A 24,833-nucleotide genomic window follows, 5' to 3' on the forward strand; every position below is an offset into this window, starting at 1 on the left:
CGACATGGCCAAGCGTCTCGACCTCGAGAACGTCGACATCTTCTACGGCGACTTCCACGCCGTGAAGAACGTCAACCTGCACGTGCCGCCGCGGTCGGTGACTGCCTTCATCGGGCCCTCCGGGTGTGGCAAGTCCACGGTGCTCCGTTCGCTGAACCGCATGCACGAGGAGATCCCGGGTGCCTCCGTCAAGGGATCGATCAAGCTCGATGGTGTCGACATCTACGACAAGAAGATCGACCCGGTGGCTGTTCGCCGGACCATCGGTATGGTCTTCCAGCGCCCCAACCCGTTCCCCACGATGTCCATCAAGGAGAACGTGATCGCGGGGCTCAAGCTCCAGGGCGTCAAGAACAAGAAGACCCTCGACGAGGTCGCGGAGAAATCGCTGCGCGGCGCGAACCTCTGGAACGAGGTCAAGGACCGACTGGACAAGCCGGGCGGCGGGCTGTCGGGTGGCCAGCAGCAGCGTCTGTGCATCGCCCGTGCCATAGCGATCGAACCGCAGGTCTTACTCATGGATGAGCCCTGCTCGGCGCTCGACCCCATCTCGACCCTGGCGGTCGAGGACCTCATCTCGGAGCTCAAGAACGAGTTCACCATTGTGATAGTCACGCACAACATGCAGCAGGCGGCTCGCGTCTCCGACCAGACGGCGTTCTTCTCGCTCGAGGCGACCGGGATGCCGGGCCAGCTCGTGGAGGTCAACTCCACCGAGCGCATCTTCTCCAACCCGGAGAACAAGCAGACCGAGGATTACGTTTCCGGCCGTTTCGGCTGATCATCTTCCCCGCGTGAAGCCGGGTCTCGGTCCAGTCTCTGCTCGAAGGCCCGGTCCGTCTCGTTGAACCGCCGCACCAGCTCCTCGCTGGAGCGGCTCGGCTCCTCCGAATCATCCTCGGGCAGCGGCGCGTACTCGCCGGTGGCCAAAAAGATGACTCGCTGGGCGACCTCGACCGCGTGGTCGGCGAACCTCTCGTAGTAACGGCCGAGGAGCGTCACATCCACGGCCGAGGCCACGCCCCACTTCCATTCCCGCACGGTGAGCAGCGTGAACAGGTGGCGCCTCAGGTCGTCTACAGCGTCGTCCTGGTGCGCGAGTGTCGCGGCCTGTTCGGCGTCCCGGTTCAGTAGCACCTCGGTGGCCGAGCGGCCCAGCGAGATCGCCACGCGACCCATCTCGGCGAAGTATCCGTTGACCGGCTCGGGGAGCACAGCCTCCGGGTGGCGCCGCCGGACGATCTTGGCGACGTGGCCGGCAAGGGTACCCATACGGACGAGGTCCTGGACCAGCTGGATGGAGGTGACCACCTGACGCAGATCGCGGGCCACCGGCGCCTGCAGGGCCAGCAACGCGAACCCGCGCTCCTCGTTCTCGGTCGCCATCCGTGTCATCTCCGGAGTGGACTCCAGAACCCGCTCCGCGGCGGCCAGATCGCTCTGGAGAAGAGCGTGCGTGGCCAACTCCATGTCATCGGTCGCGAGGGAGCACATGCGAGCCATCGAGGTGGCCAGATCCGCGAGTTCTTCGGAGTAAACAAGACGCATATGGCCAGCATACGCGCATGTAGACCGCAGGTTCGGGCTCCGCCGTCAACCTCCGGCGAATTGCCCGGAGGTGGTGCTCAGCCGCCTGAATTCTGCGCGTCCGCGCCCTCGAGCGCCACGGCGTCGTCCTCGGGATCGTCCAGCCAGTTCTCGGGTAGGAGCACCTTGGAGGGGGAGCCCTGGCGCCCGCGGGGTCCGTACCCGTCGGCCGGAAACGGCTCGTCAGGCGGGAGATCGGCGAGCATCTCCGCGAGATCATCCAGAGTGCGCACCGCCGAAAGGGCGACGCGTTTCTGAGACCCGGCAGGGAAGCCGCGGAGATACCAGGCGACGTGCTTGCGGATATCGCGCATCCCCTTGTCCTCGCCGTGGTGCTCGGCCAGCAGTTCGCCGTGGCGGAACATGATCCGCGAAACCTCGCCCAGCGTGGGCGGGGTAGGGGCCTCGCGGCCGTCCAGTCGGGCGGCGAGCTCGGAGAACAGCCAGGGACGCCCCAGACAGCCGCGGCCGATCACCACGCCCGCGCACCCCGTCTCCTCGCGCATGCGCACGGCGTCCTCCGCGGAGAAGATGTCGCCGTTACCCAGGACCGGTACATCGGAGATCGCACCGATGTGCTCGACCAGTCGGGCGATCTGCGACCAGTCGGCTTCGCCGGAGTAGCGCTGGGCGGCGGTTCTGGCGTGCAGTGCAACGGCCTGCGCACCTTCCTCCACCGCGATGCGGCCGGCGTCGAGGTGGGTGTGATGCTCGTCATCGATCCCTACCCGCATCTTGACCGTGACCGGGATGTCGGTGCCCTCGGTGGCGCGCACCGCGGCGGCGACGATCGATCGGAACAGCCGACGCTTGTAGGGGATCGCTGACCCGCCGCCACGTCGGGTCACCTTGGGGACCGGACATCCGAAGTTGATGTCGATATGGTCGGCGAGGTCCTCATCCACGATCATCTTGGCCGCCGCATAGGTGTACTCGGCATCAACCGTGTAGAGCTGCAGGCTGCGGGGATTCTCATCGGGGGCGAAAGACGCCATGTGAAGGGTTCCCGGCTGACGCTCGACGAGCGCACGCGCCGTGACCATCTCACAGACGTACAGACCGGATACCGATCCCTGTTGTTCCCGCTCGATCTCCCTGCACAGGCTGCGAAACGCCACGTTGGTCACCCCGGCCATCGGTGCGAGGACCACTGGAGACGCCAGTTCGAACGGGCCGATGCGTAATGCGGGAGCGGCGGTGGTGGGTGCGGACATGTACCGAGTGTCCCAGCGCGTGGCGGGCAGGTCCAATGGGCCGGCAAGTGCCGGGTGGTGGTGCCCCCAGCCGGGCTCGAACCGGCGACCTGCGGATTACAAGTCCGCGATAATCGCGTTCCCTAGCCGCCCCGGCATAGAGGACCACTGCCCCCGCGAGATCGCAGCATGAGCAATCATCACGTCTCCCTGGTCGGCCCGTGCAACCGCGAGGTGACCTGCCGCGCCCGCATCGTCCGCGAATACCCGACGAGGACGATGGTCCGCTACTGGATGGGCGAAGGCTGGTCCGACGTGCAAGAAACGCACCCGGACACGATCGTTCACGACGGCGGGAAACTGGCCGACTGGACCACCGCGAATCACACGCCTGTAGTACAACGATGACGTTACGGGCAGGCAACACCGGCACCACCCTCCGTGCGGTCGGTGACGATGTGTCCATGCCGATCACACACCTCGACGACTACGAACTGTGGCAGTCCGCGCGCCGTCTAGCAGCCACAACCATCTCCGAACGCCGTCGCGTCCTCGCCCAGTTCAATCGTGAGACGAGCGTCCAGCCCGCCCACGCTCAGCCAATCGACATCACCCGCTGGATCGCCTCTCATGACGGGTGGTCGGACTCCACGATCGCCAACTACTGCGGGTACCTCTCCGCCTGGTTTAAGTGGCTCCAGGCGCAAGACCTCCGCGCCGACAACCCGATGGCGAAAGTCGGTACCCCGCGGGCACCACAGCGACTTCCACGCCCGGTGTCTCGCCGTGATGTGCGCAAACTCCTGTCCGCACCAACCCGCATGTCTACGCACGCCATGATCCTGCTCGCCGCTCTACAGGGCCTACGGGTGCATGAGATAGCGAAACTGCGCGCCGAAGACATCGACCTCGACCGGGCTGTCCTGTACGTGAAGGGCAAAGGGAAGAAGCCGGCCGAGCTGCCGCTGCATCTGCTGGTGGCGGAATGGTCCCGGAGAATGCCTGACAAAGGGTGGTGGTTCCCCTCCCGCCACTACCCGTCCGAGCACGTCCAAGCCAAGAGCGTGTCGCGGACGATATCCGACCAGATGCGGCGGGCCGGGGTGAAGGGCACCCCGCACGCGTTGCGGCACTCATTCGCGACACAACTCCTCGCCGACGGTGCCGACATCTACACCGTCCGCGACCTCCTCCGGCACCAGAACGTCGCCACCACAGCCATCTACGCCGAACTACCCAACGAGGTACGGCGTGCCGCCATCGACCGACTAGACCCGTGGCAAACCGCCCCGGGCATTAACCGAGCAGCATAAGATCACATTATGCGTTCTGCTGTCCCCGTCGTCGTTTCCTTGCTTGTCCTCACTGGCTGCGCTTCGCCGGGGGGCCAAGAGCCCGCCGACGCTACAACCACGGTGACCGCCACCGCGTCCCCTGAGCGGGGCAGTTTCATCACCGACAAAACCGGAAAGCGCGACCCTGAAGCTCTCCGCGAGTTCCACCCCGATGGCCAGGTGTTACCCGCCGCCACCCTCGACGAGTTAGCGCAGTCGATCTGCCGGGCGCTGGCCGCCGGCACACCACCCGCCGAGGTGGGCAACATCATCGCGGATGCAGGGGAGATGACTCGCGGAGAGGCAACAGTGTTTTCGATGACCGCGAACCTCGAGTACTGCCCCGACCTCGCGTAGCCCCTACGAACGCAGTAACGCGCCCCACCCGCCTCGACAAACGAGGTAGGTGGGGCGCAATCATGCGGTGTGACAGTTCAACTCCGGAAATGCTCCGCGATCCTCGCCGGCGGTTCCGGTAACCGCAACGTCGGATCTTGACGCTGCAGCTCGTCGCGCAGAATTCGGATATGGCCCAGGGCGTCATCGAGATCATCAGACAACTCGTCAATCTTCCGATCACGCGACCGCAAATCCTTACGCAAAGACTCCAGGTCAGCGTCGAACTTTCCGATCTTCGCCCACAGTTGACTATTCTGCTCAGCGAGCAGCTTAATCTGCTCCCCGGCGGTCGCCTCGATAATTTGTGTCGTCTCCGCCCCGTTCTTTCGCCACCCCACGACCGCGACGACAAGCGCGGTAATCACCGAGAACACGCCGCCGCCGGTCCCGATAATGGCCCACGGGTCAGACATGCCGCACCACCCACAACGTGTGAGTGATCTGCCACCACCGCACCGCCGACGCCCCAGTGACGGCGATCGCCCACCACACCGCAGGGGACACCCACCACGGGGAATCCATCCAGATCAGAGCCGCCACGAAGTAGATACCCGTCCCGAACAGTAGGCCGGAGTGACCGGCGCTCTCGATGCGTAGACCGAATGCGACGGGCCGCATCCACGCCCCGGCCAGCACCAGCAGGCCGCCCAGTAGCAGGAGTGATGACCAGACGGTGCCGACGGTGGGGGAGGCGGTCGCAGCAAGGTTCGCTGGCAAAGTGTCGGTAGCGATCTGCACCGCCCCCGCAGCGACAGAGGCCACCGCCACCGCAGACATGTGCGGAGCACGCGCCTGGGCGTGAACAGCTGCTGGCATCAGTGCCTCCCAACTGCGGTCGCGGCTCGCGCCGCGGCCAGAAACGCCGCGCAGGCGTACACCAACACCCCGGGCAATGCGACTGCCTCACCACTGTCCAAAGCCGCGATGCCGAACATCGCGGCGAAAATCGACAACCACACCCCGGCAATGGTGGCCCCGGCACCAACCACCCGCTCCCGCCGGGTGATCGTGCCGACCACAAGCAGCAGAGCCGACACAAAGGCCGCCACCATCCACGTCACCACCCCACCCGGCACCGACAAGGCCGGGCCGTAGGTTCGCAGTGACCACAGGTCCTCACCGTGACCGAGCAGTAGCATCCCGTAGCCGCCAAGCAGCGCCGCCAGGACGAGCGCCACGACCCGTTCCGTCACCAGCCCGGCCGCGATCTCCCGACGCGGATCCGTCACCCTCACCCCTCCAGGCGATGCCGAGCCGGGTCCGCGGCGAGGGTGTCCGCCGCGGCGCGCAGCTCGTCCGGGTCGGACTGCTCCGAGCGCGGCAGGTCTTCGTGTTCGTGGTTGAGGTCGATCCGGCGCGCCAACTCCAACTCGAGCCGGTCCGCCACCGAGCCAGTCATGCCATTGCGAGTCTTGGACACGCCAACGGTCGTGGCGGCCATACCCAGGAAAGCCACGACCAGAGGGAACCACGTCGGCAGGCCGGTGCCCGACTCTACGAGGTAGGTTGCGGCGGCCAGCAGCCCAGTGACGACCGAGCCAACCACCGTGGTGACCGTGTTCGCCTTACGGCGAGTGGCCGGCTCCTCCGCCTGGACCTGCTGCACCAAATCGCGGATCAGTGTGCCGGTGTTCTTGTTGACGGCCATGTCAGTTCTCCTTCGAGGTGGCGACGATGAGCTCCGCGAGCCCGGCGAGGTCCTCACGGACCAGACGCAACTCGTCGAGGGCTTGCTTGGACTGGATGTTCGCCAACGTGGCGTGGTAGTCGGTGAGCTGCAGGAGATCCCGGCGGGGGAACTTTTTAGACCTGTCGACCAGGCTGGGCACCTGCTCGTTCCAGAAATCGGACATTTCTGCCTCCTCGGGCATGAACGGGGGATGGTCGATGTAGTGCTGCACCTTGGCGCGGAACGTCGGCATGTCGATGCCACCGGGGTCCCACTTGCCCTGCACCGCGCCCCACTCCTTGTGCCCGATGGTGCGCAGAGACGAATGACCGAGGTACCAGCAGATGGCCGCGCAGATGCGGTAGTAGGTGTCGAGCATGTCCGCCGGCCACGGGCTCACACCATCGGAGTTAGCCTCGACACCCACGGTGACGGCGTTCGCGGCGTTGGTGGCGATCCCGGGCCACGAGCCGACCCCCGCGTGGTACGCGTGCCCGGCACCGACGACGGTGGCGACACAATCGCGATCGAGGTGGATCTGAGAGAGCAGCCCCCGCAGTGCGGAGTGGCCGAACGCGATCAGCGACGCCGGAGTGTTGTTGCCGCCGGTGTGATGCGCGACGACGCCCCAGATCTCACGGAAATCCCCGTGGCCTCGGTCGCGCCACCCGTCGAACTCGCGGACCTGCACACCGAACGCACGCAGCACATCGGGCAAGAACAGCGGGTCCCCGCGGTGCCCAGGGTTCGGTCTCAGTTTCACCGTCGGCACCTCCGTCTTCCGGGATGGTCTGGGCAGTTGCCCCCAATCGTCGGCCCACACGTCGTTGACGTCGACGACCGTGCCGCCAATACGCGGCCCCGGAGTGGCAGCGGTGTCGACAATCCGCTGGAACAGCACCGCCTCCGGGGCGAAAACACCGCCGGACCAGGAGCGGGTCTGCCACGCCAACCACCGATCACCCGAACGACCGATCACCCGATCCTCGGCGGCCCACGCACACACCCGCGAATGCCCATAGATCCCCACCCGCTCGACGCCCAGGACCTCGGCGCACGCCCGGAAGTAATGCACTGCCGTGTCATTCCACTGCGCCAGGATGATGTCGAAATCCACAGCGAAGAACACCGGATGATCCGGCCGCCCAATCTCATCGAGACGAGCCTGCGCGGCCCTAGCATCGACGAGCCCACCCTCGTGGCCACGCATCACGTCCGGGGGCGCCGCCCCTGAGTCTTTGCCGTACTGCCAGACCAGCCCGAGGGCGAGGCCATAACGGTCGAAGTCGTCAACCTCGGCGCGGGTGACCGGCTTTCCGGGAAGACGGCCACCTGTGCGGTCGCCGGAAACATAGCGGACCGCCCCGACGTGCCCGGCAACTTTAATGGCGGCGGCACCCGGGGGGCGCCCCGCATAGTCCACAACAGTGCCCATAGTCTGCCCCTCCTAGAGGATCTGTCGGCGTGCTGGTCGGCAGGTATTGCGTGCCGCGTCGAGATACAGGACCGCTACCGCCCACGCCATACGCAGCCCCCACACGAGATGCCCGATCATCGGTCACGCTCCCGGGGTAGGCCCCACGCCTTGTGGATCTGCGCAATCAACCACGCGTCGAAGAGACTGTTGACGATGCGCCATGCCTCCCACACGAGAGGGGCCGCGAGCAAGATTCGGACCTGCAAGCGGGCGAGACGAGTCACGGGTGGTCCACCTTCCAGACGATCGAGTCCGCCAGTCGGATCGCGAGGCTCCGAGTGTCGCCGCCGGTGGCGACCGGGCCCAGATAGTGCTGCCCGTGCCAGCCGTTCAGGTACCTCCACACCCCGTCGGAAGCTTCACGAATCCGCCGTCCGAGACCGAACACCCACTCGTGCAGCGGTAGACCGAGGAACGCGGCCAACTGGAACCGCCCCTGCTGGAACGCGTCAATGGAGTCGCGGACGAGCTGATCCGGGTGCCCGTACGACACGTCGGTGACGTGCCGTAGGAGGCTGTCTGGTGGTGCGCACGGGATAAAATCGCCTGGCACTGCGGTCCAGAACACGCGGCCGGGGATGGGGGTGTAGCGTTCCCCGGCGACTCCCCACCCGCCAGGGTTCGCGACGCCGTGTTGCCAGCGGTCGCGGGGACGCCACGGGTCCGCGACCAGCCCCACCGCTTTCACCCGCCGGTGGCATTCGGGGTGGTCGTCGAGGAAGTCGTGGACCGGTTTGTTGCCGCCGGAGTGGGCGATCAAGACGACGTCACCAGTATTGGTTTCGAACCACCGCCTGATCATGGTCACCGCGTCGCGAGAATTAGTGTTCCACGACCCGCCCGCTCCGGCACCGATCATGCCTGCCCGCCAGTCCACGTAACGGGTGGTGGTCCCGGCCCGTGTTTCGAGATGTTGAGCGATGGTGGTGACAATGGTCGAATTGCGGCCTTCACTTGAGCCAATGCCGTCAACAACGAGAGTGCTCAGTGTCATCGGTACCTCCTAGAAATGCGGACACCCCCACCAGACCGGTGGGGGTGGAACAGTGTTCGGATGGACAGTTTCGACACGGCAAACATTCTCGCCACACTGGGGGAGCACGCCGCCGCGCACCCCGAGCCCGTGGCCCAGGTGGACCAAACCGAAGCCGCGCTACTGGCAGATCGGCCTGACCTCGACTAATCGAGGAAACGCGCCCGATACAAGCTGGCAATCTCGCCGCGTAGTCGCGCACGGTGGCGAGGATCGTCGACTTCCACCTCGAGCACCCGCAATAAAGCCGGTGGCCTCTTGGGAAGCCCCGGCTCAAATACGTGGATCATCCAGCCAGCGGGCCCGTCGGTCAGGGTGGTGTACCTGACCGTGGCGCCCTGAAGAAAAACTACTTCGGAGATGTAGGTAAGCCGGCCGTCCGGCGGTGTTTTCTGCATGCAGGGAGTGAAGCATGCCCGCCGGGGTCTGAGTCGCAGCGGAAATCTCGGCACGCAACCTGCAGCCCAAAAGTATCCCGGCGTTCAGGGGCCAGATCCCGCCGTCTGGTACCGAGAATGATTATCTCAGCACCGCCAGGGTCCGGGTCGGGGTTACAGCGGCACAGCCTGCACTCGATCAATGGCGAAGCCCTCATTGTTCGCGATGACGAAGTAGGCGTCACCCGCGATGGGGTCAGGGACACGCAAATATGGGCCTGATCCCATAGCGTCCGGAAGGTCTTGACCGTTGTGGCGGAGGTAGATGTAGCCCCCATCGCGAACGATTGAGATGGTATCCCCAGTGGTGTAGGGGTGGATCGCGCTAGCCACGTCGTTTAACACCAGCGCGTCGCCCAGTTCGGGGTCGTTGAATGCGGCAAAAGTTACTTGCTGGGTCGGGCTTGCGGTCGGATTGTCGAACAGTGAGAGGTTGGTGGCCTTGCCGCCAGTGAGCGTTCCGGCAGTCAGTTCGACGGTGTGACCGACAGGGATAGGTTGCACGCAAATCATACCGAGGCCGCTAGTGACTGTTTGCCCACCGCTGTGCCACGGCGAGACCCCGCCCACCGCCGCGTGGTCCCACAACGTTGTGTTGGACGTGTCGAAATCGTCGTACCACAGTGCGCCACCACCAGTCGGCCACACTTTCACGTATTCGCCTGCCGTCGCATCCCACACCAACGCTTCCTTGAGGGTGCCGGATGCGCCGAACCGACCAAGTTCCGCACCCACGTACTCCGAACCGTTCCATACCTGTAGTGCCATTATCGTTCTCCTTAATCGGTGGTGACGTAGAGGACACCCGTAGTGCCAGTAGAAGGAAGCGTGGCTTCGGTGCCGATCCAAAGGCCGTCGGCGTTGCCCGCATTTGCGACAGCGCCCACCTCCGCAGGGGTATGCGCATGGCCCACATCGGACTTGTCATCGAGAGCGGAGCCGACCGCCTCCCCAACGTCGCCCATGACGGCAGCCCCCACTTGACCCACCATGATCGAAACGGTGTTGCCTGTTATGGGGCTGTAGTAATCGAACTTCGCCAAACTGGCGTCCACCGCGTTCGTAAGCGCCCCCGACAGGTCCGCAGCGGTCGTCGGCGGGGAATGAGTCTGGATCGCGGCCTTGAGGACATTCGCCCCAATAGTGCGGGCCGTGCTCGAGGTACCAGTATTCGCCTCCGACTGCGACATAGACGAATACGCGGACGGGCCGGTGTCGCCCTTGTCACCACGAGGGACCGTAAACTCGAGGTTGTACTCAGGACCACCAGACACCACCACCGACGCCGCAGATCCCACAGCACCCGTAGACGCCGAAGCCGTCACACCAAACGAATTAACCGCCGTTTGCGCAGCCCCAGCCGCCGCCACCGTCTCATCACGGAGCTGCACAAACTCCGACACCTGCTCCGGAGTCCACTCGAAAACTTCATTCACCAAACTCGCCAACGTGACAGGCCCAACATCGGGCACCACCACATCAAACGAGTCCCGCGCATGAGAACCAACCTGCACCGTCAACCTCACCGGGCCAGGAGCAACGTCCGCCGACACCACCCCCGCCACAATCGGAAACGGCACCGCCTCCGGGGCATAAAGCACACCCCCCGACGGACGGAACACCACCGGTCGGGCCGTCAACAGCCCTGACAACGGCGCCATACCAATCGATTCAATAGAACCCGTAATGACAGTCACGCCAACTCCTCACTCATTCGATGTCCGCCCCATCCGGCGGGTTCTTGATCGTGCCGCTGTTATCCGAATCAAGGTTCTTACGCTCCACCCACAGCAAGGTCTTCTCCGTGCCGCCGTAGATCGTCCACCACAACCCGGAATGCCGGTACGCCAACTCGACAGACCACGGAGCTGACTCCGGCGGCACAATGATCGGCATCGCATAGTGCTGATCCCATCCCGCGTTCGGTGTCTGCCAATCAAATCGGCGCGTAATCACCTCAGCGCCGGTCTTGTCCCGCACCAGAGCCCGCAACGCGTGCCCCACACCACCACCACCAGAAGTGGAAATAGTGAAGTGGGCTGACCACGACCCGGTCTCCATCACCATCCGGTGCGCCCCCACATCGAGGTGCGCCTTCTTCTCCGGCCCATACCGGGTGTTGAATGGGATCGTTTTCCACGACGACCCGGACCCAAACCTGTGATTGTGCGACATGACCGCGCCCGCATAACCGGGCACATCATCAAGCAGATCCACCCGCCCATTCAGGGCAGTCATGCCGTCGACGATTCGGTCAGCAGGAGCGCCCGGTCCGGTCCCGAACAGCAGGTTCGCGATGTTGCCGATCAGTCCGCCCGGCTGCCACACCGCGTCGCGTTGACGATTGAACGCCGGGGACACATTGCCTTGCATCCGGGCTTTCGCGGTGTCCTCGTCCAGATCGTTGAGCCCAGTCAGCGAGTTGCCTTGCCCCGCCTGCCCCACATAGGCACTGTCTGGGACGCGGCCATCGGGGGCGGTCACAGCTCAACCTCGTCCTGCTCCAGCGGATCGGCCTGCCGCACCGTCGCGCCCTCACCGGCCGCCGGCGGCTCCTGGTCATGCTGACCCACCCCGCGGGCCGTCAGATGCTCACGCAACGCCACACACTGCGCATCGGTCAGACCCGACAGGTTGAACGTGCGCAGACCACGCGGCGGCGGAGGAGGCGAACCCAACTCGCGGGCCCGAAGATGCGCCTCCAAATCCACACACTCGGCCAGCGACATCCGCGAGATATCCACCTCGCGCGAAGCCACCCGCACCTCCGGCTCCGGGGTATCCACCCGCACCCAATCCCCACCGGCCGCGGCGAGGAACTGCTGATTCGGGCCACCCGGGATCGCCATCTTGTGCGTTTGCCGCTCCGGGTGATGCCGGAACCCGGCCTCCCACAACTGCTTCGAGGCGCGCGCGGCATCCCGCGGGTGGAAGTTCAGCGTGTCACCGGAGAACATTTGCAGGCCGATGAACAGCCACGCCGCATGCTGCTCCGGATCGTTCATATCCGCGCGCTCTTGCATCGGGATCATCTACAGCACTCCTAGAGTCTTGGCGGCCTCGACCGCACCGGCCACCTGCCGCACAATCTGATCAAGCCCCGACTCGGTGGCATGCAGGTCACCGATCGTCACGTCCCAGCCCGGCGGGGTAGGCCGGTCCCACGCCAGGTCCAACACCGACACCTGGTCGACGACCAGCTCTCCGCGCGGAAGCCCCGGGATAGTGGAGGCGATACGGTCACCGAGGAAGTAATGGCCACGACCGTTTTCCCCGATCAAGTACGGGGCGCCGTCGCGGACCTTGAGCTTGTGCCCGATCCGCTCGCGGGTCTCCCAGAACCCCCGCCGCAGCGCCATCAACGACGACAGCGTGTACGCCCGGTCCGCACCGGAGGGCAGTCGCTCGAAGTAGTGCGACCACCCCGCATCGGTGGCGCGGGCGAACGACTTGACGGCCATCCACGCCATCAGCGTGTCCGTGTACAGGGGAGCGAGCAGCGTGTCGGCGACCTGCCCGAGGTTCACATTCGGACCGATCCACGTTGTCGACGCGAGGTCACCGGCAACCTGGATCGCAGAGGAGATGATCTCGTTCACCCCAGGCATCGAATGCCCACCGACCACGATCTGCACATCGGTCGCCGGCTGCCACGTGAACTCCGACGATTCGATTCCCGTCACGTCGCCGTCACGCAACACGATCCACGGATTCGACGGTGCCGTACCCAACCAATCGCCACGCACCGGCACCACGTTCGGGTCCGGCACCACCGACCGGTCCGAGTCGACCAGATCGTCACCGAGCTGCATCACCGTCCGCAAGATGCCCTGCAAGATGTTGCCGCCCGTGCCGGTCGCCCCGAACCAGCCGGACTTGTCGACGATGTCGACGATCAACTGCCCGTTCCGAGGCGTGTACCCCGGCCACGGCTCGGGGTCCCCCTCGAGCCAACGCTGGCAGGTGACCATCAGCTGGGCGTCCGCGAGGATCGGTGCCGCCAGATCGTGGAACGTCTTGAACCTGCTCGAGACGATGGTGTGTGGAGACGAGTCCGCGAGGAACGATCCGCCGCGCATCGCGATCGGCCAGTTCGCCATATTCAGGTTGCCGGTCCACTGGGAGAAGTCCAGCGGATCATCCGGCAGAGTGAACAGGCTGTTCTGGTTGCGCATCAGGTTCAGAAACAGGGCCGTCTTCAGTGACCAGATCGCCGGGCCTGCGAGAGTGAACGCGCGAGGGAACTGCACAATCGCCGGCAGGACCGGATTCGACCACACGAGGATGTGCTTGAGCTCCTCATAGTCGTGCAGGAACTCCAGCCGGATCTCGCGGTCACCACTATCCGTGCGCGTAACGACCAGCCGGTTCAGCCGGCCACCCCACCGGGCCCCGTCCTTGTCACAGGTGATGTGGACGTTGCGTTTACGCATCCGCCACCCGATGACCCACTCGACCACGTGATGATCGAACGGCAGCACCACGGTGCCGACGCCGGTGTCGTTGAGCTTCCACTGAAAGTGCGCGGAAATCTCCCCGGCGATACGCGTACGCAACTGCCAGTCGCCGTCCCACAGCCGCACGAACGGCGGCTCGAGACGGGCCCGCTCAAGCTCGTCGACCTGAGCCTGTCCGTCCTGCCAGATCCGTTCCAGGTCCGTGAGGAGCTGCGGATCCTCGAGCAACGGATTGGTCAGCGTCTGCGTCATTCCATCCCCCACGGCCTCGTCCAGAAACGGTCCATGAACACCGACGCCACCGGCGACCCGGTGTTGTTGCGCCACGACACCGGCACCAGCGTCGGCGGGGTATGCGCCGGTACGACGTTGTCGAACAAGATGCCCCGCATCGCTTCCTGAGCGTTTTTCCACCCGGCGATGCGGATCATCTGCTCCACCGGGTTGGTGTGGATCGACACCTCGTGGCCGGTGTACTCCGGCGGCATCCCGACCACCCGGTTATCGCCGGCGAAGTCGAAGTCCGGCACCTCCCAGCGGGCCCCTGCCTGCAGCACCCACCGCGGGTACATCGGCAGATCCGTCGGATTGTGCATCTCGAGATACCCAGTACCGGAGCCGCCGCTGGCCTTGACCGCGGCGACCTCCGGCTGCCCTGCCCAGAACGGCATCCCTGCCCGGACCGGGAACTTCGTCACCGTCACCTTGGTGCCGTGCATGTCGAACCGGTCATGCTTGGTGGGGGACTCCCGCATCACCACCCGCAACTCCCGCGCCCCCGACAGTGGCGAGATCGTGCGCACGATGGTCTCGCGCTTGTAATCGAACGCCCGACGGAACTCCGAATCGACCGCCGCCACCGAACGTTGCGCGGTATCGGTGGCGACGAACACCAACTCCATATCGGTGGGCTCGAACAGCACCTTGCGCAACTTCGCGCCCGGCTCGTTCGCCGACTGCGACCAGCGGGTCACCACCGGCACGTCGAGATTCTTGTGGGAATCCTCAGTCATGGCCACGCCCATCGACCCGGCCCCGCGGCCGTGGACTGGCCACACCATGCCGTCGGGGCCCTCAATCTCCGTGATGCTCATCCGCGCGCCCCCAACAATCCGGTGGCGTGCTGACGCTGCAGCGCGTCCTTGCGCCGCTCCGCCTCCTCCTGAGACAGCACGTGGAAGTGGTAGTGCACCTCGCCCCCTCCTTGCTTGTAGGTGCCGGCGTTCATCGCGTCGATGTCGTCGGCGTACAACTGACTGGGCCCGTTGCGCACGACCCGCTCACCGACGGTCAGCCACGCCGGAACGTTGTCCACCCCAGCCGCCATACCGTTCGGTAGCCCGACCGGGCCGCCCATGAAGTAGCCGTCCCGAGTCGGCCACCGCTTCTCCGGCCCGCCCCACTTGTGCTGCACCCAACCGAGACCTCCGAGAGTGTTGGTCAGTGGGTCGAAGATGTCGTCCGCCGTACCAGAGAACGCGTCCGCGAACTGCGCCCGCATCGCCCGGTAGGTCGGGTCAATAACCTGCAGCAGCCCCTTGGAGGGAGTGCCCGCCGCGGCGTTGGAGTCATCCCCATTCACCGCCCGAGGATCGCCGGTGGACTCGATGTCGATCTGCTCGACAGTCCGGCCCTCATGCGACAACGGCAGACCCATGCGGCGCAGCGCCTCACGAACCACCGGCGCCCACTGGGCGGCACCGGCGGCCGGGTCGTAGTCCACGTCCAACGGGTCCGCCTCATCAGGCTTCGCCGTAGCAGCATCAGCAAGATCCCGATCAGACATCTTCTTGACGTCCGGCTCATCCGGCTCCAGTGCCGCATCCCGCGCGTCCAGAAGCTCACCCAACCTGGCCTGTGCAGCCCTGCGGGCCTCACGGTCCCGGTCTAACTGTTCGATCGCCTTCGCGAGCTCGTCCTCGGCCGCCATCATCTGCGACACCAAGGGATCACCGAGCGGCGAGCTCTTCGCCACGTCCAGGCCCTGCGCGGCTTCGTCAGTGAACCGCTCCTGCAGCTCGATCGCCGCGTTCAACCGCTGCACCTCCGCCGCCGCGGTCGACAAGTCCCAATCCGACGGACCGCCACCAGGCCGTTCGTTGAGCATCTGCCACGCCTGCACAATCGGAGGCAACTGGTCAGGCACGCCGAACACGCCGAGCACATCCGACACCTGCCCAGACACGAGCGACGCCGCCGCACCAGCGGCCATATCCGACCAAGTGCGAGGCTGATCCGGAGCCACACGACCCGAGTTGCCGGGCGAGGAGTACATACCCGGGCTCGAGGCGAAGTTCGTCTTACCAGTGAACCGGTCCACCGCGAACTCGCCAATCGTTAACCCTGCCCCGCGCCGCCCGGTGTAGGCCTTGTCGGACCAGTCGAACGAGCGCATCGGCAGGAACGCATGATCGGTGAACTGCGGATGCGACGCGCCCGCAGCCGGGCCACCGATCTGCCCGTTCCCGCGGCCACCACCCATCTCGACGTTGGTGCCGTCCGGCAGCGTGCCAGCGGTGTGCCCACCGTAGGGCCCGCCGTTGAACCACCCGAACCGCAAGTCCCCACTGGTGCCTGAGCCGAGAGAGAACCCCATTCCCATGAGAGCCTCGCGCTGGTTGCCGGTAGCGAACCGGCCAGCGAACGGCGCCAGACCGACGCCGAACCTGGCGATCGCGGACATCGCTCCGGAGCAGTCGCCCCAGTTGACTCCACCCCAGTTGTACGGGGCGCCCTCCAACGGTCGGGACTGCCCGTCTCCGGTAGTGCCGCGCACGAAGTCGAGCATCTCGTCAGCGCCACGGATACCGCCGTCGGCGAACGCCTCCAGCTTGTAACCGAACCGGTCCGCCACCTGAGACAGGATCTGCTCGGACCGGCCACGCTTCGACTCAGCGAGAGGGATGTACGCCTCGCCGCCGGTCTCAGGTTCGGCCCACACCCGCATCGACCCCGCAGGGGCGATCTGGGCTACATGGTTCTCGGAGCCGTTGGCGAAGTAGTCGACCACCGCGCCATTGGCGTGGTGCCCGACCTGTGTACCACCGGTGCTGACCATGCGGTCTGCATAACCTGCCGGAGGAATGTACTGGCCAACAATCCGCGCCGTCCGCTCACGCGCCGCCTCATTCAACGCATCATTGACGATCTTCGCCTTCTGCAGCGCCTCATCAATCGTCGCCTTGATATGCGGATCAGCCACAGTCGCATTGATCCGAGCAAGCTCAGCCAACGTGACGTCCCGGCCATTAATGAAGTCATCGATGATCGCACCGATAGCCGGATCGACCTGGGTCGTGTCCAACTGGCGCAGAGCGTCCTGGGTCGAGGCGTCAGTGAGCCGGAAGATCGTGTCGTCCGCCAGAATGTCCGGGGTCGCACTCGCCACGTCCAGCTCCAGCAACCGCTGTGTGACCGCACCCATCGCCGCCGAGGCCACCGACGAATCAGCAGTAATCCGGACCATGCCCGGCTTACCGTCGATCTCGTCGACCTTGTACCCGACCGCCTCAAGCGCGGCGATCGTATCCGCCTTCGACGCCTCATCCAGACGAGTAGTGAACACCTTCGGCTCATCAGCATCGAGCGACCCGAACTTCGCAGCCACCTCGGCGAGCTTCTGCGTCGTCTCGTCCGCACCATCCAGACCGATCAACAACTGCACAGCATCGCGGTCGATTCCACCCCACTGGGCGGCGAACTCCTCGATCTTGCCGATCGGTAGATCGTAGGTCTCCGCCAACGCCTCAAGGGCCGGCCGCACCGCATCGTAAGCGGCGGACGCGTCCCCGGTGTCCTGGGCATGCTGCCTGAACTTCGCGCCCAGGGTGCCCAACTCGCCAGTGAGCGCCTGCGCGTTGGCCTTCGACCCGTCCAACCCGCCGTCGAGAGTCAGCAACTCCTTGCCGAGACCACCGGCCGCATCGGCGCCCTTGGTCGCCTCGTCCACGACCTCCTGCACCGCGGCCGCGAGCTCGAACGCCGACGTCTCCGCATCCGAGGCCATGATCCCCAGAGCCTTGAGCGCGTCCTCCATCGCGGAGAGTTTGTCGTCCGCCGAGGCTGCAGAGTCGGCAAGGGTATCCACTGCCGCCGACAGCTCCAGCGCGCCCGGGGTGGCGACCTTCTGCGCCTCCTGCAGTAGCTCGAACTCGTCACGCAACGGCTGCAGCTTGTCCAGGGCTGCCGCGCCGTTGTCTCCCAGAGCCAACAGGCGAGCCGCGAACGCATCCCAGTCGCCCGCGGCCCCAGAGATCGCCGCCGCCACGTCATCGTTAGACATGCCCAGCTCGTCGAGGGCTTCCTTCGCGACCTTCGCAGCATCATGCAGCGCGTTGGCCCTGTCCTGCGCCTCCTTGGCGTGCGATTCACCGTATGCGTCGGCAGACCAGAACTTCGCCCCTTGCACGAAGTCCTGCCCGGCCCGGCTCATGAATGCGCCGAACCCGCGCTGCTCACCAGCGATCGCCGCATCCATCTCGGCACGGACCGCCTGGAGCTGAGCCACCACAGAATCGGCGACACCGGAGGCGTCACCGATCTGCGACCACATGTCAGTCTGCGCAACCGCGAGATTCTGCGACGCATCTTCCAGCGCCCGCTGCGATGACTCCAACTTCCGGTGTGCACCGATACCAGCGGTGACCGCAACCGTCACCCCCGCAAACGCAGCACCCAGCGGGCCACCGAACACACCGAGCAGGGAGGACCCGGCACTCTTGAGCGCATTCAAGCCACCCTTCGCCGCCGCACCAGCGTTAGAGCCCAGCACAGAAGCAGTGAGACCGAGACGGCCCATCTCCGGGTTCGCCTGACCCATCCACCGGTACGAATCACGCACCGCGCCACTGAAATCTGACAGGGAGCCGCGAGCCGACTTGCCGCCCGCCACGATCGGGGAGAACGCCGCACCGACCCGCCCCATGATCGCGGGCACCGTCTTGAACGCCATGTAGGCGGCCACCAGCGCGGTCACCGCGCCCTGGTTATCCTCCATCAGCCCGGCTGTCATATCCAGCGCCGGGACGAGGGTGGCGTTGAGGATCGTGGCGCTGGACTCCAGCACCGACAGCAGCATCTCCCACGTGGAGATACCAATCGCGGCGGACGCCTCACCGAGTGAGGTGACGATCCGGCCCAGCGCCGGGCCGGCCACCGACCCTGCCTCCACGAGTTGATCCACGACCCCACCAAGACGCACCAGCGAGGTGCGCGCCACATCAGACGATGCGATGTCGTTCCACGTATCGAGCGCGGACGCACCGAACTTGCGCAGCCCGGGGATGCCGGAGCCGACCAGCCACGCCTCAAAATCGGCCATGACCGGCTTGAACGCATCGTTCATATTGTCGATCAGCCCGGTGACCCCGGTGAACGCCCCCGCGGCCTGGCTGAAGAACGGCCCCGCCAGAGTCGCACCGAACCGTCCGGCCGCGGCACCCATGTTGCGGAACGCGCCACCGACAGTGTTACCCAACTCCAGGGCCGCGCCACCCATGCCGGACTCGAGCGCGTTCTGGAACGTCTCGAACGACACCTTGCCCTCGGAGGCCATCTTGCGGGCCTCGTCAGCAGTGACACCCATCTCCGCGGCGACCAGCTGCAAGATCGGGATCCCGGCGTCCATCAGCTGGTTCGCCACGTCCATCTGCATCATGTCCGAGGTAGCGACCTTATTGACGATGGAACCCATCTCGCCCAGATCGGTGCCCGCGATCGCCGCGGCATCACCGACCAGCCCAAGAGTGCGCTCCAAGTCCTTGCCCGGCTTCACCCCGGCAGCCACAGCAGATGCCGCGATCGAGGCGGCCTCCTCAAGCCCGTACGAGGTGCCGCGCACAGAGTTGAGGGCGTTCTCCATGATCGAGTCGACCGCAGACGCCGAGTGACCAAGCCCAGTCAAGGACGCTTCAGCGTTCTCGATGCCGGACAGTCGCCCGATGCCCTTGGTGATAGCCGTGCCCAGGGCGGCGCCGGCGGCCACACCCGCGGCGCCGGCACCGACCTTGAGGGACTTGCCGAGCCCGGAGGCGAGCTTGCCGCCCATCGACTTGCCGGTCTTGTCCGCCTGGGACTCCACACCCTTCATCGCGTCGCCGACCTGCTTCGGGATCTTCGACGTCTCCACGACGAGGGAGATATAGCCGGTGGCCAGCTCAGTCATGCGGGCTCCTTACTCGTCGCGAACCGCGCCGCGATCTTTTCTCGGATCTGCGAGGCGGTGAGTGCCGGCTTATCCGGCGGCGGGCTGATCGACCCCTCCGGGTCGTACGTCGTCTTGAACCGCGACGACAACGGCAGATGGATCACCAACGCCAGCAGGTCCGGCCACGACATCGTGTCGAGGCGGTGCCCCCGGTCGAGGCAATCGAAACGGAGGGCGGCCTCTACTCCTTGGCGTCCGAGGAGGTCGAGGAGGCCGAAGATTCCCCCACTGACACCTTGGACTGCTCGGTCCACTCGTTGAACAGTTGGATCTTCACCCCATTGGCCTGCTCGGCGAGGTACTTGTCCCACACGTCGGGGATCAGACGCCGACACAGGTTGGACAGCGTCTCAATGTCTCCGAGCGGCTCGGGCAGCTCGACGTCCGGCTTGCCGGAACGGATCTGCGCGAGGGCTTCCTTGCGTGCGGCATCGCGCTCTTCGCGCGTGTCTCGCACCCACTTGCGGTAGTCGTCCATGACGTCCCGGTCGATGTAGTCCATCTTCGGGAGGAAGAACTGCACATCCTTGACGTGACCGTTCTTCTGCCGGTACGGCAGGTGGACTTCGATCTGCGTCCGAGGATCGTCTACGGGAATAAGATTGATGGTCATCGCACCAGGCCAATCAGTAGAAAGTAAGAAAGGAAGAGCACACCGGGCCTGGTCAGGCCCACCCGTCGGGGCGGCCCGGTGCGAAGGGGGGAATCGAACCCCGACGGGTGAGTCATCAGGCGGTGGGTCGACCGTCGTCGCGGTACTCGACCACGTTGCCGCCCTTGAGAGACAGCGCCACCGGCCGGAACGTCTTGATCGTCAACTGACGAGAGGTCACGTTCGTGTGCTGCTCGGTGACCTCAGCCACCGACGACACACGGCCACGCTCGACCACGTACAGCTTGTTCTTCTCGCCGTACGCCGTGCGCACAACGAACGAGGACAGCGGAAGCGGATCCGAGGTGTGGTAGATAACCCGCTTCGTACCGTCCGCCGCGGTGGCCGGAGTGACCTCCACGTTCGCGTCACCGAACGCGGACTTGAGGACCGCGTCGTTGTCGTCCTCCAGGAGGGTGATGGTCAGGGTCTCGTCATACGACTCCTGGACGTCCACGAAGACGCCGCCGCCCATCATGCGGATGTCGGCCGAGGACCGGTTCTGGGCGATCGTCAGACCGCCCTCACCAACTGCGCCGTGATCGGCGAACGCGGGATCAAGGATCCCTTTCGCGTCGGCCGGGAGTTCCGTCCCGATCGGGGCGCGGAAGAACACGCCGTAATCCATCGGGGGATGCCCGACGAAGGCATTGAGCACATCGACTGCCATTGGATTTGCCCCTTTCAAGAGCATGGGTCGCACCGGGCCAAGAAAGGGATATGAAGTTGTGGTTAGCGAGTTCCGATGCCGAGGGCGCCGGAGAACTGAAACCGGACGTGGCTCGAGTTCGGGTCAGGGAAGTTGACGAGGTTGTCGTCGCCGTCCCATCCGGTGATGACTCCACCGGAGTAGGTGCGGCCGACCGAACCACGCAGGGCGTGCTCGGCCGCGAGGGCCAGCTCTTCAGCCTCGATTTCGCCGGGGTGGTAGCACTCGACGAGGAACCGGGGCGCGGAGGTAGCGAATGAATCGCGGCCACCACCGATGCGGGAGACCACCACGAACTCCTCGACCCCGGGGGCAGGTTTGCGGGTTCCGACGTGGACCGACCGCCCCTTGAGGGTGTCGAGCTGCTCACGCAGTGCCTGAGTGGCGACCAGCGCCCCGGATGGAGGTACAGGGTTTGACATCAGCCTCCCCCTGACATGGTCCTGATGAGCGTGTTGTTGGCCGCATTGTCACGCACGGCCATCCACGAGTCGGGGTAGACGATCGCCCGCCAACGCCCCTGAGGGCGCCGCGCACCCTGCTGGGAGGACCAGGAGTAGCCAGGCCCTGCCCGGGCCGCGTGGGCCGCGGCCATCGAGTCGAGCTTGGCCGTCACGCCGGGCGCCGACCGCAGTTGGTAGAGCGCGTCAGGGTTCCACTTGAGACGAACGCCAGAGCGTGCCACCGCCCACCTCCTGGATCGCCTCGAGCGCCGCCCACGAGTCCCTGTTGAAGATGTGAGTGACGCCCTTACCCCCGGGGTCGAAGATGTGCAGAACACCGTCCTCCACCCCGAACTTGGTGGTGTCGAACACCTCCGGCTCATCGGAGAAAGCATGCGTCACACGAATCATCCGGACACCTCCTTGAGATTGACGATCTCCCGACCAACGTGCAGCCACGGATTGTGATCCACATTGACGGCCCGGCCGACGACCTCGAATACCACCGGCATTCCTGGGAGTTCGACCTTGTCGGTGGGGGAGAAGTCCCCGACCGCCGCGATCATCCGGGCGTCTACCACGGTCCGCTCATGCCCGGCCAGGATCGGCTCATCGGACGAGACGATCCGCCACGAATGCACCAACACCGGGGCATCCTCGCGGACCTCGACAGGCACCCGGTTGCCGAGCCGGTCCGTCTCCCACGACTGGGTGACAGTGATCTTCGTGACCTCCTGCGTCAGCGGCAGGTCGTCCTCCATCGACACCTCCGCCATCACAACCCCGGCATCCCCAAAGGCACCGAGTAGACACCCAAGTCGCGCACCTTCGGCGGACACAGAGCGCGCAGTGCGTCGATCTGCAGCGGCGAGAACAGCATCCCGGACTGCCGCTGCCTGGTGTCGATCTGCTGGTCCTTCGAGAACGCGTCCGCCCGGACAGACGTCGTCGTGACCGCCCCGGAGCCGGCCGCGGAGTCGTACGCCACGGCCCGACGCAGGATCGCCTTGAAACTGGCCACCCGGTGAGCATTCGCGGGGTCAGCCGCATCGAACGCCGGAGAGAACAGACACGGGGCGTAGGCGGCGGCCAGAGCTTCCGCCTCGTCCGCAATCTGCTGCATCTCCGTCTCGGTCTTGCCGGGCAGGGAGGAACGCAGATCGTCCACTCCGATGATGGTGCTCATCTAGCGCCCCTCCCCACTCTTACGGCCCGACGGGCGCGACGGTCGTCTCACCGGTGTCGTAGTTGTGCGTCACCGTCACCTCGGTCCCATCTGGGCGGACCTGGGTGTAGGTCTCGGTGCGGGTGCCCGTCGGAGAGGTATCCGGGACGGTGCCGGTCACCTTCACCGCGTTAACGGACTGGTGCCCGGCCGCGGCGGCCGCGGCCTTGTCCGGCGCGGTCGAAGAGACTCGCTCCGACGCGTTGTAGGTGTCCGCCGGGGCGTCCCCAGCGTCGGTCGACTGTGGAGCGTCGACCGTGGTGTCGTCGGTGAGGTTGGTGGTCTTGGGAGCGCGGGTGCGTCCTGCCATGTCAGATCAGTCCTCTCTCGGGTCAGGCCGGCTTAACGGCGCGCAGACGGGCGGCAGCCTGGCCACCCTGCGCGACGAAGCCGCAGTAGAAGTCGATTCGGGTGCGGTAGGCGGGCTTCTCCTGGAGCTCGCCCAGTGCGTACGCCTGCAGGCCCCCGTTGGAGATGCCCATGATCCCGTGCTCGTTGAAGTTCGTCGCGAACTTCACCGCGTACACGTCGGAGCCGGCCGTGGCGTCGTAGCCGAGGATTCGGCGACCCGACCAGTGGTTGCCCGGGTCCAGGAACGGGACACCGTTCCAGGTGAACTCGCGCTTGCCGGTGATCTCGGAGTTGATGTAGTCAGCTCCACCGATCTTGCGGCCCAGTGACTTGAGCTTGGCGATCAGCTCCTTCGGTGCGTAGACGGCGTCGGGGGAGCCGCCGGCGACCTGACCGAACAGTGCGTCGAGCTCGTCGAGGAACCCTTCGGTGTTGGCCGGGGCAGCGGAGTCGATCACCTGGGCGCCGACGAGCCGCTTGCGCAGCCCCTCGAACGACTTCTGGTTCACCTGCGCGTCGCCGTTGAACATGGCGTCGACGAACGTCGAGTGCGCGGAGGTCAGCTTCATCTTGACCTGCTGCGCCATCAGCGAGCCGCGGGAGGAGCCCATCGTGGTCTCGAGGAACTTGTCCACGTCGGCGTCGCCGCCGAGGATGACCAGCCGCTCGGTGTCCATGTTGATGACGCCGGTCGACTCGGTGTACGCCTCGTTGACGGTACGGAACCCGGTACCCGGTAGGGCGCCCTCGGTGTCGTACGAGTAGGCGTTGCCGGTAATCGGCTCGATGGGGAGCCGGTCGAACACGTTCGAGACCTGGTGCATCGTTTCGATCGCGCCGCGACGAACCGGATCGGGCTCGACGGCGGCAGCCTGTGCGAGAGTGACAGCCACTGCTGTCTCCTTTCAGTTGGTGCCGCCGGTGGCGGCTCGGTTATTTCTTGGCGAAGGCCGCGTCGAACGCGGACTCCATTCGTGCCACGCCGGGCTCCGGTTCGGGCGTGGAGCCCTTGCGGCCGATCCCCACGTCCCCGGCCTCTCGGCCCGGCTCTTTGAGGAGGTACGGTCGCTTTTCCGCAACCTCGGAGAGGGTCTTGCGTAGTGCTGCGGTGTCGACGTCACCGTCAACCATCGGCACTTGCTCAAGGTCGAGGAAGACGTGGACCTCGGACGGGTCGTGGAAACCCAGTTCCGCAGCCAGCGCCCGGGACTCCGCGCGCTTGAGCCGCGCGTCGGCGCCCTTGGTCGCTTCCTGTGCGGCCTCCTTGCGAGCAGCTTCCACGGCTTTTTCCTGCTCGGTCGCCGTGGCGTCGCGCAGTCGGTCGCGCTCGGACTTGAGCTCGTCGTAGTCGGAGAACTTCGCCAGGCGGCCCGCGATGATGCGCTCCAGCTCGGCCTGCGTGAACGTCTTACCGTCCTCGCCCGCCTTGCCAGCTTCCTTCCCGGCTTCTCCAGCCTCTCCGCCTTCCCCGCCAGCTTCGGGCGGTTCGTTGCCGCCCTGCTCGCCACCCTCGACGAACCTCACCCCGGCAGGGACGCGGTGCATCATCGGGCGTCGGAACTGCTCCACGGCGGCAGCCGGGAGCCACGGACGGTTGATTTTCTTCGGCATATGCATGCCCTTTCCACCCGCTGAGAGCGCAGCGGTCACGCACACCCCGCC

The 24,833-nt window shown here is 65.6% G+C and carries 33 protein-coding genes and 1 tRNA gene; 5 read left to right on the top strand and 29 right to left on the bottom strand.

What is annotated here, in order from left to right:
* The first annotated feature begins 4 nt into the window (after positions 1–4).
* Positions 5–781 carry a phosphate ABC transporter ATP-binding protein PstB gene (gene pstB / locus ON04_RS04285; RefSeq protein ID WP_010540354.1) on the top strand — a complete coding sequence of 259 codons (777 nt, stop codon included), beginning with the start codon at positions 5–7 and terminating at the stop codon, positions 779–781.
* Here the strand turns inward: pstB and phoU are convergent.
* The 3 genes from phoU to ON04_RS04300 form a co-directional block, all read right to left on the bottom strand.
* Positions 757–1,548 carry a phosphate signaling complex protein PhoU gene (gene phoU / locus ON04_RS04290; protein ID WP_010540355.1) on the bottom strand — a complete coding sequence of 264 codons (792 nt, stop codon included), beginning with the start codon at positions 1,546–1,548 and terminating at the stop codon, positions 757–759. The two genes, pstB and phoU, sit on opposite strands and share 25 nt — an antisense overlap.
* A gap of 77 nt (positions 1,549–1,625) precedes the next feature.
* Positions 1,626–2,801 (bottom strand): tRNA dihydrouridine synthase DusB, encoded by a 1,176-nt coding sequence (dusB, locus tag ON04_RS04295; protein WP_010540356.1) that lies wholly within the window; start codon positions 2,799–2,801, stop codon positions 1,626–1,628.
* 58 nt (positions 2,802–2,859) lie between these two features.
* Positions 2,860–2,937 (bottom strand) — tRNA-Thr (locus ON04_RS04300).
* A 32-nt stretch (positions 2,938–2,969) separates the two neighbouring features.
* Here ON04_RS04300 and ON04_RS04305 point away from each other — a divergent pair.
* From ON04_RS04305 to ON04_RS04315, 3 genes are read left to right on the top strand one after another with little or no spacing between them, the layout of a single operon-like run.
* Complete coding sequence (locus ON04_RS04305; RefSeq protein WP_010540357.1) at positions 2,970–3,188, top strand: hypothetical protein; 219 nt, start codon at positions 2,970–2,972, stop codon at positions 3,186–3,188.
* The gene (locus ON04_RS17170; RefSeq protein WP_010540358.1) at positions 3,185–4,093 is read left to right on the top strand and encodes a tyrosine-type recombinase/integrase; all 909 of its coding nucleotides are present in this window, start codon (positions 3,185–3,187) and stop codon (positions 4,091–4,093) included. Before ON04_RS04305 ends, ON04_RS17170 begins: the two co-directional genes overlap by 4 nt.
* 9 nt (positions 4,094–4,102) lie before the next feature.
* A complete protein-coding gene (locus tag ON04_RS04315) occupies positions 4,103–4,471 on the top strand; it encodes a DUF732 domain-containing protein (protein ID WP_081477117.1) in 369 nt (122 codons plus the stop codon).
* Positions 4,472–4,548: 77 nt separating this feature from the next.
* Here the strand turns inward: ON04_RS04315 and ON04_RS04320 are convergent, their stop codons facing one another.
* The 7 genes from ON04_RS04320 to ON04_RS04350 all read right to left on the bottom strand — a co-directional run bounded on the left by ON04_RS04320 (position 4,549) and on the right by ON04_RS04350 (position 8,653).
* The gene (locus ON04_RS04320) at positions 4,549–4,926 is read right to left on the bottom strand and encodes a hypothetical protein (RefSeq protein ID WP_010540360.1); all 378 of its coding nucleotides are present in this window, start codon (positions 4,924–4,926) and stop codon (positions 4,549–4,551) included.
* Complete coding sequence (locus ON04_RS04325) at positions 4,919–5,329, bottom strand: hypothetical protein (RefSeq protein ID WP_010540361.1); 411 nt, start codon at positions 5,327–5,329, stop codon at positions 4,919–4,921. Before ON04_RS04325 ends, ON04_RS04320 begins: the two co-directional genes overlap by 8 nt.
* A complete protein-coding gene (locus tag ON04_RS04330) occupies positions 5,329–5,742 on the bottom strand; it encodes a hypothetical protein (RefSeq protein ID WP_010540362.1) in 414 nt (137 codons plus the stop codon). Before ON04_RS04330 ends, ON04_RS04325 begins: the two co-directional genes overlap by 1 nt.
* A 2-nt stretch (positions 5,743–5,744) precedes the next feature.
* Entirely contained in the window at positions 5,745–6,161 is a 417-nt protein-coding gene (locus tag ON04_RS04335) for a hypothetical protein (protein WP_010540363.1), read from the bottom strand.
* Position 6,162: 1 nt separating this feature from the next.
* Entirely contained in the window at positions 6,163–7,617 is a 1,455-nt protein-coding gene (locus ON04_RS16975; RefSeq protein WP_010540364.1) for a glycoside hydrolase domain-containing protein, read from the bottom strand.
* A gap of 116 nt (positions 7,618–7,733) precedes the next feature.
* Positions 7,734–7,883: a hypothetical protein gene (locus tag ON04_RS16635; RefSeq protein ID WP_158217818.1), complete on the bottom strand. Its 150-nt coding sequence runs from the start codon at positions 7,881–7,883 to the stop codon at positions 7,734–7,736.
* Positions 7,880–8,653 carry a hypothetical protein gene (locus ON04_RS04350; RefSeq protein WP_010540365.1) on the bottom strand — a complete coding sequence of 258 codons (774 nt, stop codon included), beginning with the start codon at positions 8,651–8,653 and terminating at the stop codon, positions 7,880–7,882. The genes ON04_RS16635 and ON04_RS04350 overlap by 4 nt, the downstream gene beginning before the upstream one ends.
* A gap of 60 nt (positions 8,654–8,713) precedes the next feature.
* On the opposite strand from ON04_RS04350, the gene ON04_RS17175 reads away from it, so the two are divergent.
* Complete coding sequence (locus tag ON04_RS17175) at positions 8,714–8,842, top strand: hypothetical protein (protein ID WP_274376956.1); 129 nt, start codon at positions 8,714–8,716, stop codon at positions 8,840–8,842.
* Here the strand turns inward: ON04_RS17175 and ON04_RS16400 are convergent.
* The 19 genes from ON04_RS16400 to ON04_RS15890 form a co-directional block, all read right to left on the bottom strand.
* Positions 8,839–9,090 (bottom strand): hypothetical protein, encoded by a 252-nt coding sequence (locus tag ON04_RS16400; RefSeq protein ID WP_010540366.1) that lies wholly within the window; start codon positions 9,088–9,090, stop codon positions 8,839–8,841. The genes ON04_RS17175 and ON04_RS16400 overlap by 4 nt on opposite strands.
* Before the next feature lie 153 nt (positions 9,091–9,243).
* Positions 9,244–9,897: a hypothetical protein gene (locus tag ON04_RS04355; RefSeq protein ID WP_010540367.1), complete on the bottom strand. Its 654-nt coding sequence runs from the start codon at positions 9,895–9,897 to the stop codon at positions 9,244–9,246.
* Positions 9,898–9,908: 11 nt separating this feature from the next.
* Positions 9,909–10,826, bottom strand: coding sequence for a hypothetical protein (locus ON04_RS04360; RefSeq protein WP_010540368.1), 918 nt, complete (start codon positions 10,824–10,826; stop codon positions 9,909–9,911).
* Positions 10,827–10,839: 13 nt separating this feature from the next.
* Positions 10,840–11,613: a hypothetical protein gene (locus ON04_RS04365; protein ID WP_010540369.1), complete on the bottom strand. Its 774-nt coding sequence runs from the start codon at positions 11,611–11,613 to the stop codon at positions 10,840–10,842.
* Complete coding sequence (locus tag ON04_RS15885) at positions 11,610–12,161, bottom strand: phage gene 29 protein family protein (protein WP_010540370.1); 552 nt, start codon at positions 12,159–12,161, stop codon at positions 11,610–11,612. Before ON04_RS15885 ends, ON04_RS04365 begins: the two co-directional genes overlap by 4 nt.
* A complete protein-coding gene (locus ON04_RS04375) occupies positions 12,162–13,838 on the bottom strand; it encodes a Gp37-like protein (RefSeq protein WP_010540371.1) in 1,677 nt (558 codons plus the stop codon). It lies immediately after the preceding gene.
* Positions 13,835–14,680, bottom strand: a complete 846-nt coding sequence (locus ON04_RS04380) for a hypothetical protein (protein WP_010540372.1) — start codon at positions 14,678–14,680, stop codon at positions 13,835–13,837. Before ON04_RS04380 ends, ON04_RS04375 begins: the two co-directional genes overlap by 4 nt.
* Positions 14,677–19,749, bottom strand: coding sequence for a tape measure protein (locus ON04_RS04385; RefSeq protein WP_010540373.1), 5,073 nt, complete (start codon positions 19,747–19,749; stop codon positions 14,677–14,679). Before ON04_RS04385 ends, ON04_RS04380 begins: the two co-directional genes overlap by 4 nt.
* Positions 19,746–19,922, bottom strand: coding sequence for a hypothetical protein (locus ON04_RS16640; RefSeq protein WP_158217819.1), 177 nt, complete (start codon positions 19,920–19,922; stop codon positions 19,746–19,748). Before ON04_RS16640 ends, ON04_RS04385 begins: the two co-directional genes overlap by 4 nt.
* A gap of 50 nt (positions 19,923–19,972) precedes the next feature.
* A complete protein-coding gene (locus tag ON04_RS04390) occupies positions 19,973–20,404 on the bottom strand; it encodes a hypothetical protein (RefSeq protein WP_010540374.1) in 432 nt (143 codons plus the stop codon).
* A 115-nt stretch (positions 20,405–20,519) separates the two neighbouring features.
* Positions 20,520–21,113, bottom strand: coding sequence for a hypothetical protein (locus tag ON04_RS04395; RefSeq protein ID WP_010540375.1), 594 nt, complete (start codon positions 21,111–21,113; stop codon positions 20,520–20,522).
* A gap of 62 nt (positions 21,114–21,175) precedes the next feature.
* Positions 21,176–21,574: a hypothetical protein gene (locus ON04_RS04400; RefSeq protein WP_010540376.1), complete on the bottom strand. Its 399-nt coding sequence runs from the start codon at positions 21,572–21,574 to the stop codon at positions 21,176–21,178.
* Positions 21,574–21,837, bottom strand: coding sequence for a hypothetical protein (locus ON04_RS04405; protein ID WP_029457700.1), 264 nt, complete (start codon positions 21,835–21,837; stop codon positions 21,574–21,576). The genes ON04_RS04400 and ON04_RS04405 overlap by 1 nt, the downstream gene beginning before the upstream one ends.
* Positions 21,800–22,006: a hypothetical protein gene (locus ON04_RS04410; protein ID WP_010540378.1), complete on the bottom strand. Its 207-nt coding sequence runs from the start codon at positions 22,004–22,006 to the stop codon at positions 21,800–21,802. The genes ON04_RS04405 and ON04_RS04410 overlap by 38 nt, the downstream gene beginning before the upstream one ends.
* On the bottom strand, positions 22,003–22,356 hold the full coding sequence (locus ON04_RS04415; protein WP_141564617.1) for a hypothetical protein: 354 nt from the start codon (positions 22,354–22,356) through the stop codon (positions 22,003–22,005). Before ON04_RS04415 ends, ON04_RS04410 begins: the two co-directional genes overlap by 4 nt.
* Positions 22,357–22,370: 14 nt before the next feature.
* Positions 22,371–22,781 (bottom strand): hypothetical protein, encoded by a 411-nt coding sequence (locus ON04_RS04420; RefSeq protein WP_010540380.1) that lies wholly within the window; start codon positions 22,779–22,781, stop codon positions 22,371–22,373.
* A 19-nt stretch (positions 22,782–22,800) separates the two neighbouring features.
* The gene (locus ON04_RS04425; RefSeq protein ID WP_010540381.1) at positions 22,801–23,130 is read right to left on the bottom strand and encodes a hypothetical protein; all 330 of its coding nucleotides are present in this window, start codon (positions 23,128–23,130) and stop codon (positions 22,801–22,803) included.
* Between the two features lie 22 nt (positions 23,131–23,152).
* Entirely contained in the window at positions 23,153–24,064 is a 912-nt protein-coding gene (locus tag ON04_RS04430; RefSeq protein ID WP_010540382.1) for a major capsid protein, read from the bottom strand.
* A gap of 40 nt (positions 24,065–24,104) precedes the next feature.
* Positions 24,105–24,821, bottom strand: a complete 717-nt coding sequence (locus ON04_RS15890; protein ID WP_141564618.1) for a hypothetical protein — start codon at positions 24,819–24,821, stop codon at positions 24,105–24,107.
* Positions 24,822–24,833: the final 12 nt, after the last annotated feature.

Source organism: Dietzia alimentaria 72, from assembly GCF_000226215.1.
GTDB lineage: Bacteria > Actinomycetota > Actinomycetes > Mycobacteriales > Mycobacteriaceae > Dietzia > Dietzia alimentaria.